Source organism: Methylobacter marinus A45 (assembly GCF_000383855.1).
GTDB classification, from domain to species: domain Bacteria; phylum Pseudomonadota; class Gammaproteobacteria; order Methylococcales; family Methylomonadaceae; genus Methylobacter; species Methylobacter marinus.
Genome location: NZ_KB912877.1, coordinates 4,897,093 through 4,913,892 on the forward strand (window position 1 = coordinate 4,897,093; position 16,800 = coordinate 4,913,892).

8 protein-coding genes are annotated in these 16,800 nt (G+C 54.9%); all 8 read right to left on the reverse strand.

Going from position 1 to position 16,800, the window contains the following annotated elements; all coding sequences use genetic code 11:
- Positions 1-3: 3 nt before the first annotated feature.
- The 8 genes from METMA_RS27310 to METMA_RS25500 all read right to left on the reverse strand — a co-directional run bounded on the left by METMA_RS27310 (position 4) and on the right by METMA_RS25500 (position 16,447).
- Positions 4-1,128 (reverse strand): DUF6310 domain-containing protein, encoded by a 1,125-nt coding sequence (locus METMA_RS27310; protein ID WP_156830605.1) that lies wholly within the window; start codon positions 1,126-1,128, stop codon positions 4-6.
- Positions 1,129-1,361: 233 nt separating this feature from the next.
- Entirely contained in the window at positions 1,362-4,367 is a 3,006-nt protein-coding gene (locus METMA_RS25490; RefSeq protein ID WP_198014597.1) for a transglutaminase-like domain-containing protein, read from the reverse strand.
- Between the two features lie 164 nt (positions 4,368-4,531).
- Positions 4,532-13,630: a carboxypeptidase regulatory-like domain-containing protein gene (locus METMA_RS0123160; RefSeq protein WP_020161512.1), complete on the reverse strand. Its 9,099-nt coding sequence runs from the start codon at positions 13,628-13,630 to the stop codon at positions 4,532-4,534.
- A gap of 587 nt (positions 13,631-14,217) precedes the next feature.
- The gene (locus tag METMA_RS0123165) at positions 14,218-14,658 is read right to left on the reverse strand and encodes a hypothetical protein (protein ID WP_020161513.1); all 441 of its coding nucleotides are present in this window, start codon (positions 14,656-14,658) and stop codon (positions 14,218-14,220) included.
- Positions 14,659-14,753: 95 nt separating this feature from the next.
- Positions 14,754-15,191, reverse strand: a complete 438-nt coding sequence (locus METMA_RS27935; protein ID WP_232216458.1) for a PDDEXK nuclease domain-containing protein — start codon at positions 15,189-15,191, stop codon at positions 14,754-14,756.
- Entirely contained in the window at positions 15,088-15,789 is a 702-nt protein-coding gene (locus tag METMA_RS25495) for a DUF1016 N-terminal domain-containing protein (protein WP_232216420.1), read from the reverse strand. Before METMA_RS25495 ends, METMA_RS27935 begins: the two co-directional genes overlap by 104 nt.
- Positions 15,790-15,824: 35 nt before the next feature.
- Positions 15,825-16,223 (reverse strand): PIN domain-containing protein, encoded by a 399-nt coding sequence (locus tag METMA_RS0123175; RefSeq protein WP_020161515.1) that lies wholly within the window; start codon positions 16,221-16,223, stop codon positions 15,825-15,827.
- A complete protein-coding gene (locus METMA_RS25500) occupies positions 16,220-16,447 on the reverse strand; it encodes a hypothetical protein (protein ID WP_027147562.1) in 228 nt (75 codons plus the stop codon). The genes METMA_RS0123175 and METMA_RS25500 overlap by 4 nt, the downstream gene beginning before the upstream one ends.
- Positions 16,448-16,800: the final 353 nt, after the last annotated feature.

Here is a 16,800-nt window from a genome sequence, read left to right on the forward strand (position 1 = left end):
TTTTCACCTCTTGGGATATTTTCCTGTCCAGGGTTGCAAGCAAAGCGGAGTATCTACTTTAAACTGATCAACAAGAGCCGATAAGCTAGTATCAGCTCTTGCAGCCGTCGCTAAATCCGCATCACCAACAACAAAGTAATAACCAAATCTACAGTTTCTTGCAATGGGCGACTCATTTTCTGCTGTGGCTTTCCATTTCCCAAGAACTGACAAGATAGCAAAAAAATCTCTTTTGCTAGGCTCCCAATTATCAAGACTATCAGTTTTGGCTTCCCATAGTATACTTCCAGTAATCGCATCAAATTTCCTTGAACCTGTCCCATCTGATACGCAAATATCGCTACCAGGAAATTGATTTGGTGGAGATAAGTCTGCACAACTATCATTATGAAAATCATCTCCTCCAGCATGATAACCAATCGCTATTGGAGTGCAAAACTCTCCGGCAGTTGCAGGAAAGGTTAATGCCGTTAAACCCAAAGCTGCCATTAACTCAGGAATTACAGGTGCCGCGACTCCTCCTGATTCCACAAAGATGAAGACAAGGATAGCAAGTAACACTGCTGTTAATACAATGTCATGTACTGCATTAACCAGAGGCTCGGGCTGAGGTTCAGCACAAGGCGCCTCGCCCTCGCCTCCATCCAGCCCTCCCGAAATACGGTATGACCCTGCTCCTGTTTCCGGATCTGAAATAATATATCCCATACCTGAAGCTCCAACTGCCTTACTGGGCTGCTGCTTGGGAATAATGACTTCTAGCCCTGCATTCAGCGCTGCCCGCACATCAGCCAATACAGCGGAATCCAAGTTAATTAGCTGCGGTAATAATTGCGCGGAGTTTACGTTTGTTAAGTGATATATCGGAATCTTTTGTTGGTTGGCATCAATTAATACTTGTGCTGATGACAATCCCGTACTCTGCCAGTTTCGAATCACTTGTTCAAGAATTGAACCTTCCAAATAGGAATGCATGAGGCCGGTCTGTAACAGAAATTTTTTGCTGTCTTCATTACTAGGAGAACCTACAGTGTGTATGCTTCGTTTTATATCAATTATTCGTTTGCTGTAATAGCCTTTATGAGGAAGGCCAAAATTATAAACAACTGTTAAAGGGGAACTGAACAATCCAACAGGGGGAGAGAATTATTTTGGGGTAAAAATAAATCTCTCCCCTTTAATTCCTCCTAATCGTTCTTGTGTCTCCATTTTTTAAATAAAAATATTATATTCACCGCGTATATTGAACTATAAATGTTCAAACAACTATTAAACTTATCATCAATGGTATATCCAATCCAACATAAAACACCCCCAATAGAGGTTCCAACGACAAACAGTAATAAAATTTTCATACAATTTTAACCAAGGCTGTCAACAAACAACGTAATCACTCCGGCAATTAGTGATGCAACAAAGTTAGCCGCTGCTGCTTCAGCTATGAATTCACCAATAATTATGCCCGTGTATCCTCCGAGTATAATACTTGCAGTCCACTTTGACGCGGAATAATAACGCTCGTCTCCAAAAATAAGCGATAATCCTTTTCCTATACCTAGGATAGAAAAATAAAGCAATAGAACTAATAAAACTGGATTTACTAAAAGGGCTGTAAGAGCTGGTGATAATGAAACAAAAAGAAGAATTGCTGAGCTAACTAAAATTAAGATACCCCCATTCCCTCCTCCACTAATCTTATAAGCCCCATCCCCCGTCACCGGATCGGTAATGATATAGCCCGCCCCCGACCAGCCCGGCACCGAGACCGCATCGGTATGAGTAATGACCTCCTTGCCGGCATTGAGCGCGTTTTTAATCTCGGCCATCGTATCGGGGTGATGGTGAATATTGGCAAGTATAGTCGCCTTATTGGCCTGCGTGATGTGATAAATCTTCTGACCAGCAGCGTTGGCTTTCTGCAAGGCTCTAACCGCTGAAATTGCCTCGCCGGGGTTCTGTTCGTTGACGAACAGTTGCTCCGGCACGGCATGCTCCAGGGCCGAGCTGAGAATGCCGGTTTGCAGGGTGAACTGCTTCAGCCGGTCGGCATTGCCGTCATCGACCGCATTGATCCTGACCAGCGGAATGTCGAAAGCCACGCCGCCGGGCTTGATGCTTTTCGGGAAGCCGAACAGGTAGTTGACGTTCGGCTCATAGCCGAAGGTGCCGATGCCGGCCGCCAGGGTCTGGTGGCCGCCGCTCTGCAGGCCCATCAGATAACTCAGGGCGGTCAGCTGGGCATAATAACCGAGCCCGCCGGCGTGAAACATATCGCCCAGCAGGTCTTCGCGCGTCAGGGCGCCGATCTGGGCCTGGTCGGTGCTTTCCAGCACGGTTTTAGTCTGCTCCAGTTGGGTTTTCACCGCCTGCAGATGGGCCGGCGAGACGCTGCCGGCATAGGCGTTGACGGCCAGGTAGGAGCCGGCGATGACGTTATAGGTTCGGGGATTGTTGATCTGCCCGCGGCCGGCAAAGCTCAGGGCCGTGATGAAAGGCAGTTCCTCTCCCAGCTTCATAGTGCCGCCGGTCTTGATGATTTGGCCGTTGACGGCCAGTTCCGGCACGACGTTGACCAGATAGCTGGGAATCGTGCTCGGCAGCTGGCTGAGGTCGGTGATCTCGCCTTCGGGCAGCAGGGATTGCAACGCCTGCTCGTCGGCTTCGGTGGCCGGCCTGAACGACAGCGTGATTTTCTGGTTGTTGACCTTTGCGAACGGGAAGCTGACCGGATCGATCAGATCGCCCAGAATGTCCTTGCCGAACGCCCAGGTGATTTTCTGCTGCAGTTGGCCGGGCAGCTTGTCGTAGCGGCTGCCGGTCACGACGATCTTGTTGGGCAGGCTGGACGGAAGCATCGGGTATTCCTGGACGATGGTCTGACGGCCGCCGATGACGTCGCCGACCGTCGGATCGGTCAGGTTATTCTGGATATAGGCTTCCAGCTTTTGCTGCGCCTCGGTCTGGGCATTTTGCAGAATGCTGGCGTCAAAGCCCGTGGCCCAGCCTTCGCTTTCGTTAGTGGTGCCGCTAGCGATGAAGCTTTGCGCCATCTGCTCGGGATCGATGCCGCTGATGGCGACCGCATCCAGGCCTTTCTTGTAGTCGTATTGCTTGTAGCTGGGATCCATGACGACCCAACTGTCGGCATCGAGATTTCTGGCGCCGCGCGAGGGCAGAAAATCAATCGCGGCTTCCACCCATATATGCTCCAGACGGATCTTGCTGATCTGGCCGCCGCTGACGACGGTCGTGATCGGGATGCCGCCGGAGGAGGCATAATCGGCCGCGGCCATAATGTCGGTAAAGCCGCCGGCCCAGTTCTTGAAGTCGACGGCCGGCACGTCGATCGTGCCGTGCACATAGCGGGCCGGGATTTTCGAGGCGCGCAGCAGGGCGATGGTCAGGCTGGCGATGTCCATGGCGTTGCCTCGTTGCGCGGACAGGGTCAGCTCGGCGTTCTGGATCGCGCCCCAAGTCGGCTGCCATTCGATATGATTTCTGACCCAGTGGTAAATCTTGACCGGATCGTGATTGAGTTCGGCCGCTTTGTCCTTGATGGCCTGAGTCAGGACGATTTCGGTCGTTTCGGCCAGATAGGCCGGGTTGCCGGCTTCGGCCAGTTTGTCGAAGGTGAAGTCGCCCAGCGCGGCCAGCTGAATGGCCGGGGTTTCGGTCAGTCCGGCCTGGATAAAGTCGGCCTTGTTTTCTTTGGGTTTATGGTCGGGTTGCGGTTTCAGGCTGGCATTAGGCAGTTGATTGGGGTCGAACGGCTGCTGGCTGCGCTTGTTCTGTTGTGCTTTCAAGCGGTCTCTGGCTTTTTTGGTATGGGCTAGCCGGCTGTTGTCGTCGCCGCTAGTTTCGATACCTTCCAGTTCATCGGTCAGGCTTTGCAGTTCCTGCTGGTAGTGGTCGACCATGGCCTGATGGCGTTCCAGGATGATCGGGGGCAAGTGATGATCATGGATGTGGCGCTCGACCTGTGCAAAATCTTCCCGAGCTGTGACATCGAGTTTTCTCAACGTTTGCCGCAGCTGCCTGAGCTCATGGCGCTCCGCGCTGGCGTCCCGGTGTTTTTGCAGTTTCTCTTCCGTTCTGGCCAGCTTGTCTTCTATCCGTTGCAGGGTCCTGGACAGACGAGTTTCTGCACTGTTGTCGGGCGGGGATGCTGGCTTGGCGTGTTTTGTCGCCTGCGCGGCCGCAATGGTCGGCTGCAGGATCATGAGCGTGAAGGTGACCAGCACCAGAGTGGCTATGCTGCGCATGAAGGCGGGGAAGCCGCGCAGACTGTGAATTAACGAAGACGTTACGAGTTGCTTTCCCTGGGATTGAGACAGGCGTAGGTTAGCGGGTTTAAACAAAATAGACATCCGAGCCTCTGGCAAAATAATGTAAAAACTATCCCATTCTCCGGAACGGGATATTAAACAATGGTCAATAAAATTCGCTATCGGGTACTGCGCTTCAACGGTCGTATCAGGACACCGCTTGAACCGGCCGGGCTGATGGTCAGCCATCCAGCCCGGCCAGCTTTTTAATGGGGCTTATGGGGCGCCGGCGCTGGCCGCCATTGCTGTTCAAGCCCTTGCAGCCAGCGGTCCAGTCCCAGCCGGTAGGCACGGGTGTCCTGACTTTTGATGGCGTTAAGCCGGTTTACGGCATCCATCAGGCTGTCGATGGCGCCGTCGTAATCGCCTGACGAGGTGTGGGCCAGTGCGTCCTGCAAGGACTTGAGCGCCTTGTTCCTGGCCTGCCTGTCTTTATTGCTGCTGAAGGCCAGCGCTTTGAGCTGGGCGATGAGTTCGTCAGTCACCATCTGATCCAGCGCCGAGGCGACCGTCAGCGTCAGCGGGTAGTTGCCGTAGGGGATGGCCTGCCCGCCCTGAGTCGTGCTGACCAGGGTGTCGAGGGTATAACTGCCAGTGAGGCCGGACAGCCACCAGGACAGGGTCAGGTCCTGGCTTTGCTCGATGCCGAGACTGAAATCCCAGGTGGCCTGAGTGCCTGTGCTGTCGATCGGCGCGGCCGGTTCGGTCGTGATCACTCTGGCATCCGCGGGCAGGGTATCGATGACCTGCAGACCGACTGCATGGCCCAGGTTGGCGACCGTGGTTCTGGTGACCACCAGCGCGCCGCTGGTGTAGGTATCGGGCAATTCCGGCAGCAGCTCATCGAAGGTGGTCTCGATAATGGCGCGCCAGACGTCGGACAGCGAGGGTTCCTGCATCAGCGTTTCGACCAGATCAAAAGCCATGATCATGCTGCGGCCCTGGCCATAGCGGTGACTGACGATGGCGGGATTCACAGTCTTTGGACCGTGGTGCTTCCGGTTATCGCAGTCATCACAGTCAAGGTGATCCGGGAAGCGGGCCTGGAGCGTACCGTCGCCAAGCTCAAGCTTGAGAGGTCGGCCGCGCGCGGCGACAGGGTCCGCGGCGAACAACGGGCCGGTGAACTCGACAGGCTGATTCACCGGCGCGAGCTTGCCGCGGTATTGCACGCCGACGACTTCATCCAGCAGTTTATTGCGCTCATCGTGCATGCCGTCAATCAGCAGGCTGTCGCCCCGGTTGACGGCCTCGCGAATTTCTTCGGCCAGAGGGTCATGCAGCTTGTCGATGCCGCCGGACAGCCAGAAGGTGTTGTAATGGCCGCTGCGGAAGGCAGTGCGGAAGTCCTCGGCCGTGACAGTAATCAGATGCGGCAGGTTAAGCTGAGTGAGCAGGCCGTCGATGAATGCTGATCGGTCATCAATGCAGTTGCCGTGATCATGGTGATCATGACGTTCTTTACCGTCTTCGTGTTCGTGGTCATCGTGATGTTTCTTGCCATGCTCGCGATCATGTTCATCATGACGCGTTTTACCGTCCTTGTGTTCATGATCGCTGCCGTCGCCGTACGGGCAGGACAGCAGCACCAAGACACGGTTTTGGGATAAAAGCTGCTGTTTGACATCGAGCTTGATGGCATCCACGACGGTAAAGCTGCTTTGAGCGAGCGGCAGCGTCTTGCCGCCCGGCGTGGCCGTGAGCACGATCACGTAGGTCGTTTTCCCGGTCGCAGCAGCCGTCCAGGAGACAGCGGTATTGAAGCTGTCGCCCTGGACAATGTCGGCGCTGTAGGGCCAGGCGGCAAGCACGGTTTCCGTGGCAGGATCAACGATGGATAAAGTGAGCGGCAGCGCGGTCACATCGGCATTGCCCAGGTTCTGAACTTTGGCCGAGATCATGACATTGCTGCCCGCCAGCACTTCTTCGGACGCAATACTGACCTGGCCTTTGAGGCCGCTGCCCGTCAAGCCGGTGGAGCTGACGGTGAAACTGGTGGTTTTGCTGCTCAACACCGTTCCCATCGCATCGCTCACGGTCTGTTCCAGCGTATAAACACCCGGCGCGGCATTGTTCTGCGAATAGATAAATGTCAGATCACGCAGGGCTCCGCCGAGCAGTTGTGGAATCTGCTGGCTACCGGTGTACATACTATTGCCGCCGGCATCCTTGACCGTTTCCTGCACGGTCAGGTTGTCAAACAGCAAGTTGGAGGCCAGGTTACGGACCCGTGCGCTGATGTTGACGGAATCGAACGGATTGTACTCAAGCCGGTCCACACTGACTGACGCATCGAGCGCAGGATCGCCGTCGTTGCCTGCGACGATGCGGAACGAAGTCGATGCCTGTGCCAGCACGGCGCTTTCGGCATTTTCCAGCACCGCATGCACGGTGTAGGTGCCGGCTATCGTATCGCCGGTATTAAAGGCCGGCATCGGGCTTACCGAAACCGGGACGTCGGGATGGATGACGGTATCCTGCGCCAGCACAGTCTTCACCAAAACACCCTGCGCATCGAGAATATCCAGCTCCAACAGACCGTGCACGGCGGTATTGTTGGGATTGATCAGGTCGGTCGTGATGTCGACATCGGTTAAGGCCGGATACTCGGGCTTGCCGGTAGCGACAGCCAGAGCCACGAGGTTGTTCGCGGCGAGCTTGGGTATTTCCAGCGGCACGCGGATATCGCCGGGCACGAAGGTGTTCTTGAACAGCAGGAAGGCATCCTTCGCCATCGGCCGCACGTCACCCAAAGCCACGCCGTCCAGCAGGGTATCGAAGCGCACATCCTGGCCGAAAGCGGTCACATCCTTCAGGTTCCATACATAGTCGATGGAGCCGTCGGGCTGTATGATTTGCGAGGTCGGCGCGATGTTGAAACCGCTGGCCGACTGTCCCGGCGGCAGCACGATATGCAAGTCGACGCCGATAGCGCCGCAGGTGACGGGCAGTTTGTAGACCTTATAGCCTCTATCCGTCCAGATGAACAGGTTGCCGGAGAAACGGTCGTAGGACACGAAATCCATATCCGTGATAGCCGGCTTGACAGTTTTCCCGTCCAGTATCGGAGAGGCCAGGCCGGTCTTGCCGATCATATGAACCAGCACGTGTTCCTCGCCGGACTGCCCGACTTCTTTCCAGTTTAACGGTGTCAGGAAAACGTTGTCGGCGCAGTCGCCGGCGATATTGATGCCTTCATATTCGAAGTTCGGCTGCCCGGTTACCGGGTCGGGCGCAAGCAGCGTGGAAACGCTGCCGTCAGGCGCAATCTTGGTGATGATATTGCTCTTATTCTGGACATAGATATTATCGTGCCCGTCTATGGTCAATGCGTAGGCCCGGGTGACGGCGGCACTGCCCAGAAATTCCCGGCTTCCGTTCTGGGCAAAGCGCAGGACGCCGTTACTGGTCAGAACCAGCACGTTATCCCGGCTGTCCACTGCCATGCTGAGCGGGGCCGCGGAGAGCGATGCGAAAGATTCGTAAGCACCATCCTGGGCGATACGCATCAACTCCTTTGACTTGCTGGTGTAGACATAGAGATTTTCCCTGGCATCGATGGCCATGGCCGTGCCGCCGGCTATTCCGGGCAAGACTACAAAATCCGATATCTGGCCATCCGGAGCGATTCGTTTGATGACGCCGCTGACCGGCAGGTAAGCGTTCCCGGAACGATCCACCGGCATGGCTTTGGGGAAAATACCGCCGGTCGAAAACGCTTCCTTCAGGTTGGCTGTATCCACTTTCGCGAGCGAAGTGAAATCGGCGCCCTTGATGTTGACCTGCAACGCTACAGAGTTCTGTCCCGGCACCAGTTCCGACTTGTCGGCAGTGATGGTTCCATAGGCATGCGGCCCCACATGAATCGAACTGGCCAGTGCGCCATCGACGGCAGACTGCAGGGGTGTGATCCTGACGCTGAAATCGCCGCCGAAGGCCGGTGTCCAATGGCCGAAATCCAGCGGAATCGCGGCGCCGTCAACCGCCAGTTCAGGCACATCGGCAACCGCCGTGTACACCACAGTGCCGGGCGGCGTATCAGCCGGCGCAGCGGGCATGATGATTTTATAAATGGCATTTTTAGCGCCTATAGTGGCATGAAGCGTATTCGAGGCATCAACAGTCAGGCCGTCAATGTTCTTGCCGGTAAGCGACGCACTTACGCTGAGGTCAGTATTTTGCCCCGAACCGTCGATATGGGTAATGACGCCCGATTTTCCGCCCGCGTAAAGATGGCCTGTCGTATCGAAGGCAAGGGATCTGGGAGAACTCAATCCGGCCGCATAAAGCGCCAGTTTTTCGTCAGCATAGCGCATGACCGTACCATCGCTTTCAACCGCGACGTAAACGCCGCCATCCGGTCCGACGCGCACACCGTATCCGCTACCCAGGCCAGAGGCGTAGGTGTCCAGTTGAGTTCCGTTAACCACGCGAACCGCGCTTGCGCCGCCGTCAGTCACATAGATATCCTGCCCCAGCAAGGCGATGCCATTGGTCGTGCTGCCGCCGGAGGCCACTTTGCTGCTCGTCCCTGTGGAGCTCAGCCTGTATACCGAATTCCCGCCGGTGGCGTAGATCTGGCCGAAACTGTCCGACACCAGATTACGAAACTTGGTGCCCGTTGAGAATATCTCGGACTGTTTGCCATCAGGACTGATACGCAACACATTATTAAGTCCGGGATTGCTGACATACACGTTGCCGCCGCTATCGATCATCAAGCCTTGCGGGGAGCGCAGGCCGGGGTAGTTGGCGATGACGCGGGCGCCGGCATCGAGCGTCATGACCCGGCCATCATCGCGCGAGGCGATACTGATCGCGCCGTCGGGTCGGACCGCAATGCCGGATAAGGACGTGCTTCCGGTATTGGCATAAAAAGTGCTGACAGCGCCATCCACTGCCATTGTCGACAGCTTGTCGCCTGACGACAGGTATAAGGCGCCGTTGTGCCACGCCAGATAGTCCGCCGAGGCTGAACCGACGAGCCGGGGGGCTTGGCCTGAAACCAGCGAGAAAACACGATTGTTCGAATCCGAAAAAATCAATTCGGAACCCGTCCAGGTCAAGTCCTTGGGTTTTGAGAATCCGTAAACCGAGGTTTCGAAGGCTCCCTGTTCGTTATAGGTGGAAACCCTCAAACTAGTAGCCTCCACGACCAGCAGTTGTCCCGATGCGGTCAGCGCTATGCCGGATGGATTCTGCGGACCGGTAATGGTATTCAGCAAGTTGCCCGAGGTATCGAAGACCTTGACGCTGTTGCTGGAACCGGCCGAAACATAAAGTTTGCCGGCAGCGTCCACGGCCATACCCGTAGCGCCGCTGACGCTGATAAAGCCTGTGGTTGCCCCGGATGCATCGACCTTGACGATCGCGCTCGACGACAGGCGCGCAAAGAATCCGCCATTGCCATCGGGGACTAATTCCCGTGGATAGCCGGGAAGATTCGCAAACACTGAACTTGACGCGTCAGGGGCGATCCTGATGATGCGTTTATTGGAGTTTTCGGTCAGATAGATATTGCCTGCCGCGTCCACGGCTATTCCTCCGGAAGAAGAGGTGATGGCAGTCGTGGCTGTCAGCACGCCATCGGCATCGATTTCCTTGAGAGAGGTGTTGCCATCTATGACATAAAAACCGCCATCGGGAGCAATCGCGAAATCGGTGGCGTTGCTGAGTCCTGCCACAACAATGCTGCCGCCGTTGGCGCCGTCCAGTCGGGCAATGAATTTCTTGTTCAGCAGGTATTGATCCCCGGCGGCATCGGTACGTATCCGCACGGGACCATTGAGCAGTGTCTCGGCAAAGACCTGTTTCTGCCCGGAGTCGGTATCGATGCGCGAAATCCGGTTGGCCTGGTTTTCCGAGACATACAGGTTATTGGCGGAATCCAGCGCCACTCCGTACGGATTCTTCAAACCGGAAACCAGCGTCGATTTGATGCCGCCGCTGATTTTGCTGATCGAACCGGCCGAATAATTGGCGACAAAAACATCGCCCGAATCGGAAACCGCCAGGCCGCGCGGGTTATTAAAGCCCGTGCCGATCACGCTGACATTGTCGCTGGCATCGAGCCGTGTAACGGTGTTGTCCGCGGCATTGCCAATGTAGAGATTGCCGGCGGCATCGTAGGCCATACCTTGGGGTTTGTTCGCGATACCCTTTGCAAAAAGGCTGACGGTTCTGCTGCTGTCGACTTTGGCTACCGTATGGTCGCCGCTATTGGTAACGAACAGATTGCCCGATGCATCGAAACGCAATTCATACGGATTGGCAAAGCCGCTGGCATATTCAGATACTTCACCGGTAGGGGTTATTTTCAGCACGTTATTGGCGCCGCTGTTAGCGACATAGAAGTTGCCCAGCGTATCCATGGTGATGCCCTGAGGCCGGTTCAGGCCGGTCACGAACGGACTGATCTTGCCGCCGGCAGCGATTTTGACGATGGAATTATCGCCGTAGTTGGTCACATAGAGCGTGCCGGTCTTGTCGAATACCGCACCGTTCGGCGTTTTCAATCCGTTCGCCACCAGCACGCTCGGGTTGCCGAAAGAATCGATGCGCAGCAGCGCCCGGCCATCGGCATTATCGCCGGTCACATAAATATTGCCCGCATCATCCACGTCAATGCCGTATTGCGCGTTCAGTCCGGTATTGATCACGGTCTGGGTTTCATCCGGCGCGATTTTGACGATACGGTTCTGGCTGGACAGCACCAGCAAATTGCCGGTCTTGTCGAATGCGAGAGCCTGAAGCTTGCCTGGGGAAGTGGTCGTGGAAATGGCGGCGAACAAAGCCGCCTGTCCGTCGGGCGCTATTTTCATGATCTTGCGCTCGGAAGCGTTCGCGACATAAAGATTGCCCGCCGCGTCGAACGCGCCTCCACGCGGCTCGCTCAAAGGAGCGCCTTCCAGGAACGTTTTCAGGCTGGTTTTCTGCACGGCCTGTCCGCTGGTGTCCGGATTCTCCAGCGTCACAGCGACCTGCACGGTACCGGCTTTAATGGTCTGGTTGCCGGCATTGACTATGTCGGCAGTGATGTGAACCGGCTGCTCGCCGCTCGCCTGGGCGATGGGCGGGTCCAGCGTAATGCCGCCGCCGATTCGCGTCGCCGCAAGCACCGTGACGGCGGCGCTGTTTTCGACCAGTATCTTGCCGGACAGGTCGCTGGCACGCACGACCAGCGTATAAGTGCCGGGCTGTGCCGACAGGACCTGCCAGTCAATCGGCACAGCCGTTTCGCCGTTGGCAGGCACGGTGATCGGTAGATCGGGCGGATTGACGGCCCCGAGGCCAGGTCTGGCCTGGATTTCCTGCACGATATTGCCAGTCGGGTCGAGCACCAGGGCGCGCACGGTGACATCCACATCCTGAGACATCGTGCTGGACAGCGTCGCAACCGCTTCGACCTCGCTGTAAGGCTCATAATCCGAAGCATTGGTGGTCACCGAGGAAATGCTGATGTCGGTGGAGACCGCTTTATCCAGCGCAATGTCCAGCCGGTAATGGCCGGCTTGGCTCAGCGTTGCATTGACGTTGCGGCCGAAGTAGCCGGGCGCGGAAACATAAAGCGTTACCTCAGTGTCGCTCAGGCCGGACAGCGCGTAATGCCCGTCAGTATCGGTCACGGATTGAATGCTGGAGCCTTGCATCAGTACGACGGCGCCGCCGATAGGCTTTTGGCTGGCGGTGTCCGTGACCTGTCCGGACAAGGTTGAGGTCGTGGCGAGTTCGGCCAGATGAACATCGCCGATATTATTTACGCCGGCGATCAAGGCGCCGTTCAGCGTGACGTCTGTGAAGCCGGATGCATCGAGCGTCGCCGAGAAGACTCCCGCGCTTAGGCCGGTCAAAATCAGCCTGCCGTCGGCATCGCTGGCAGCGGTCTGGCTCCCGACGGTCAATTTTGCGCCGGCGATGGGATAATTGGCAGTATCCAGGACTCTGACCCGCAGTTCTACCGTTGTCGGCGTCGTATTGGCAGGATACAGGCTGGGCGAGAAAGTAAACAACGCACCCGCGGTCAACTGCACATTGGCGGTTGCCGTATCGTAACCGGACTTGCTCACGGTTATTGCCGCCGATCCCAGCGGCAAGCCAGTCAATTGGTAATCGCCGGCGGCGTTCGAGGTAGCTGTCGTGTCGGTACCGTTTACAGTAACGACAATGGCTGCGCCGACGACAGGCGCGCCGGTGTCATCGCTGATTCGACCGCTGAGCGTGGCGGTGTTGGCCGCCGGCGATAGCGCAATAGTGCCCAGATTGTACAGGCTGCCTGCGCTAACGGTGACATTGCCGACATTGACCATGCCGTAGCCGGCTTTGCCGATCTGTACGGTGTAAGTGCCGGGCATGACATTGTCGAGAGTGAATTTACCATCCGGACTGCTGACGCTCGTCAGCGCAGGGGCTTCCAGCAGTTGAATCTGGACATCGCCCAGCCCTGTCTGTAGGGCGGCATCGATTACCGTGCCGGCAATCTGTCCGGCCGTCGGTACGGCTGGGCCTTGAGACGCCTTGAACAAGGCCCGCAATGCCAGCGAGGTCAGATAAGGATCGCTGTGCCAGCTGCCGTCAGCCTGCTGACTCGCGGCGAGCGCGCTAACGGCGCCGCTGTAGCTGCCGGCGTCGGGTGTGATATCGGCCAGGGCCAGTACAGCCATGGCATTGTCCAGGGTATCGGCATAAGCGCCCGATTGCTGCATCGACAACAGCCATTGTCTGGCGCGTGCGATGGGTTGGGATAGGGCATAGGACTGGCTATACGCTTGCAGTGCCTGCAGGGCGTAACTGGTGACATAAAGACTGCTGCCGTTCTTTGCGGACAGGCCGAAACCGCCGTCGGGATTGGCGGATTGGTCGAGAAATCCAAGTGCGTTGGTGATTGTGGTGGAGGATGTGTAGCCGGCTGACTTGAATGCCAACAACGTCATGGCTGTATCAAGCACGGCGCTTTCATGGCCGGGAATGCCCGCGAAACCGCCATCGGCATTCTGTCTGGCTTCGAGCAGTGCGATAACGGCATCCGCATTTTGCCCCGTCATGGTCGCGGCGATAGCGCGCCGTGCAAGGTATTCGGTACTGTCCTCCCCGTTCGCTAAGACGGTATCAGTCAATGAAGCCGGGACGGTTGCCAGTAGCTTAAGGGTAAACAGCGCTTCAGCGCGGTTTTGCAGGGGCGTAGCCGGTGAAGCTGGTTCATTGGCGAGGGTGCCATTGGCCTGTACCTGGGTTTCCAGCCAGGATAGTCCTTTCTGAACTTCCGTGGAAAGAGCACTCTGAACCGGAGCAGCGAAACAGAACAACACGAATGTTAGGGTACAGCTCTGAACTAGACTACGGATAAACCTTTCCACGAATCTTCTTCCTTATACTTTGCTAAAAATGTATTAAGAACTAGCTCGCATCTTCATTCACATCAACGTGATCAAGAACGGCAGTTCGTTAGCTTACCTGCTACGCAGACTTTAAAACGCTGACCTTGCCTGGCAGTTCACTGGCAATGACTATTTTCCGGACATAAACTCAATTTTAAATTTCTTGCTCTTGCTGAATGATTGCCAATAAAGGCGCAAAACACTATCCATATCTGTGAAGTCTTCACTTTTTTGGACAAGCAATTTTAAACGCCGTCTTTTTGATGACTTTGTCTTTTTAAGATAAATTTAAGGAAAATTTAAGGCCGGAAACTATAAGGAAATTAAGCTCTGCGTCAAATTGGATGCAAATAAATGTGATAGAGCTCTCATGTTAGACCCTAGCCATCTGATTGCCATCCTGGCCAACTGCCTGGGAGGCAGCTGTTTTTTTCTTGAATGGAGAGATGATGCGATACCGCAGGATGATGATCTGTGCTAATTCAAGGTTGCTTTGAACCGTCGCTCTGTTATTGCTGTTATTGCTGTTTAGCGCCTGCTTCGGCCGTGAATAAGGGGCCGCCGGTTGCTTTTCTACAATCCAGTTTGCCTTCGCTGGCCTGTTTCAGGTTCCAGGCGGCTTTATTAATATCCTGATTGATCAGTCTTTGCAAGGCTTCCTGATGCTGCTCATTGCAACAATCGAGTTCCAGCTGTCCGTCCGCTTTCAGGCTTGCCTGTAAGTGAGGCGAATCGACTGAGAGCTGCGATAACGGCTTTAGGGAAAGAATGCCGTTATTGCCCAGATTGGTCAGCAATGCAAAATTGTTAACCTTCAATAATTCATAAGCTGCTTTCCGGGCCAGCTTTTCGCTTGCCTCGGTTTCATCAAACTTGTGATAAACAATCCGATACTGATAAACCGTACAGTGATCGAGCCTGGAATCCAACTGCAGAGCGCTCAAAGCTAAATTGTCCATTAATCGGTCCTTTTGTCCTGAATTTAACTAAACTTCATCAATAAACAGCCGGTGGAATACTTTTTGTATTTTCAAACGATTATAAAACCAATGTTTCAAGCCTCTTTTTCCAGTTCGCGCTCGATCTGCTCAATACTTGGCAACTGATTTTCCAGGTCGGCGGGCAGCGCCTGGGCCAGCTGGTATTGTGCGACGCCGATCGGCTTGTTGTTGTCGCGCAGAGCGTATTCCGCGACCAGCTTGTTGCGGGTCTTGCATAACAGCAAACCGATGCTGGGGGCGTCCTGTTCGCTTTTGATCCGGGCGTCTACCGCACTTAAATAGAAACTCAATTGCCCTGTATGCTCCGGCTTGAAATCGCCGGTTTTGAGCTCCACGACGACATAGCAGCGCAACTTCAGGTGGTAGAACAATAAATCCAGATAAAAATCATCGCCGCCCACGTTCAGCTCGACCTGTCTGCCGACATAAGCGAAGCCGGCCCCCAGCTCCAGCAGGAACTGAGTGATATGCTGCGTCAGCGCCTGTTCTATGTCGCGCTCGCGCGCTTCTGCTCCTATGCTCAAAAAAATAGAAGACATAAGGGTCTTTCAGCATCGCCTGAGCCAGTTCGGATTGCGCATCGGGCAGGTTTTGGCAGAAATTGCTGACCGCCTGGCCCTCGCGCTGCATCAGGCCGCTTTCAATCTGATGCACCAGCACATTGCGCGACCAGCCATGCGTTATCGTTTTACGGGCATACCACAGGCGCTGCTCCGGCGTTTTCAGCTTGGTCAGCAACACCAGATTATGGCCCCAGGGAATTTGTGCAACAGGCTGTTGCACAATTGAGGGTGATGCCGCGGTTATCGGCCAGGCTTCCGCGAAAGCGCGCATGTACTTGATATTCCGCGCCGAAAATCCTTTTAAATCCGGGAAAGCCTGCTGCAAGTCCTCAGCCAGCCGTTCGATCACCTTGCTGCCCCAGCCCTGCTCGGCCTGGCGCTGTAAAATGTCGATGCCGAGCTGCCAGTACAGCCGGATCAACTCCTGGTTGACGGCTAAAGCGGCACGCTGCTGGGCCGAGGCGATTTGCCTCTTCAGCCCTGCCAGCCATTGGGGGTAATTATCGGGAAGTTCGGTTTTATTCATGGTGGCTGTTTTTGTTGTTCGGTACTTACAACCTTTCAGGACAACAATTTAAAAAGACCGTGCTGGCAGGCTTTCTTATCGAACGAATACGTAAACGGACAACCTCTTTGTTTGTTTAGCTGAGCGATAAAGCAATCCGAAAAATCGGCATTGCCGTTTTCATAATCATGAAATGCCGCCCATGCTTCAGAATGCGATGAAATAGTGATTTCCCGACTGACCAGCAATTGTCTTAAAATGTTTATAATCACTGTTTTTTCGTAACCATAAGCGCGCTTAAGCACCCATACGATTTCGCACAGCGTAATTTCGTTAATAAACACCGGATTTTCGCTGGAACATTGGCCTTCGATCAAATCCGTTGCCAATTTGGCTTGTTGTTCGTCATCCTGAACGATATAACGGATGATGACATTGGTATCCAGCCCGATCAACGTTTTGCCCCTTCATCTTGAATGGCTTTATCCATATCTTCCAAGCTGACTGCATGCGCGGGTTTAGGGGCCATGCCCTTTAGTTGTTTGATTGATTGATCATGCGCGGCTTCAAATTCTTCCTCTTCGACCACGACGATCACTTTGGCTTTTTTAATATGCGGCGGAATACCCAGCCATTTCAATTTACCGTTGTCATAGAATGCTTCGTAACTTTTTAGCATCTTTCTTACCTCGAATTTAATGGTTACAAACTGTCGAATTACAAACCCGTAACGCGTAGGGCGGTTTCGCGCAGCAAACCGCCATTTCAAGCAGGCCGGTAACATTGCGGAACATGACGGTTTCAAGGCTCCGTTTGTTGGTGGATTGCCAAGGCAAATCCACCCTACGATTCAGCCGCCATACGGCCATCCTTGATTCCCAGGCGTTTTAATCTGGCAATTCCTACGGATTGACGCCCTGATACCATAAAATGAACAGACACGTAGGGGCGAACCTGTGTGTTCGCCCTTGCTCAACGGTTCACCTTTGGCCAACGGTTCTCCGATAACCCGTTATGCACCCGAAACAGGGC

Excerpts from the sequence above, each read along its gene's own strand:
- METMA_RS25490 (WP_198014597.1), bottom strand. The coding sequence starts at position 4,367 with ATGTCTATTTTGTTTAAACCCGCTAACCTACGCCTGTCTCAATCCCAG.
- METMA_RS0123165 (WP_020161513.1), bottom strand. The coding sequence starts at position 14,658 with ATGGACAATTTAGCTTTGAGCGCTCTGCAGTTGGATTCCAGGCTCGAT.
- METMA_RS25495 (WP_232216420.1), bottom strand. The coding sequence starts at position 15,789 with ATGAATAAAACCGAACTTCCCGATAATTACCCCCAATGGCTGGCAGGG.
- METMA_RS25500 (WP_027147562.1), bottom strand. The coding sequence starts at position 16,447 with ATGCTAAAAAGTTACGAAGCATTCTATGACAACGGTAAATTGAAATGG.